Genomic DNA, 234 nt, shown 5'->3' on the forward strand with positions numbered 1-234 from the left:
CCAGCGTGAACGTTGGGCTTTTAACCGCGCCCGTGTGGCCCAAGCCACGAATGATGCCGCGCGAGAGCGTGGTTTTGCCCGCCCCCAGGTCACCCTCAAGAAAAATCAGCCCGGTGCCCGCCGTCACTTGGGCGATGCGATGGCCGAATGCGACCATTGCGTCTTCATCTGCCAGAAACAGGGTTACTTCAGACACGGCGATTGCTCCTCCAGCAATTGACGAATGGCAGGAAT

General features: G+C 59.4%; 1 protein-coding gene. It reads right to left on the minus strand.

What is annotated here, in order from left to right:
- A partial coding sequence (gene tsaE / locus SB765_RS33900; protein WP_410933071.1) for a tRNA (adenosine(37)-N6)-threonylcarbamoyltransferase complex ATPase subunit type 1 TsaE occupies positions 1-196 on the minus strand: 196 nt, incomplete at its 3' end.
- Positions 197-234 lie beyond the last annotated feature (38 nt).

Origin of the sequence: Pseudomonas sp. SIMBA_067, assembly GCF_046534675.1 — a bacterium.
Classification (GTDB): domain Bacteria; phylum Pseudomonadota; class Gammaproteobacteria; order Pseudomonadales; family Pseudomonadaceae; genus Aquipseudomonas; species Aquipseudomonas putida.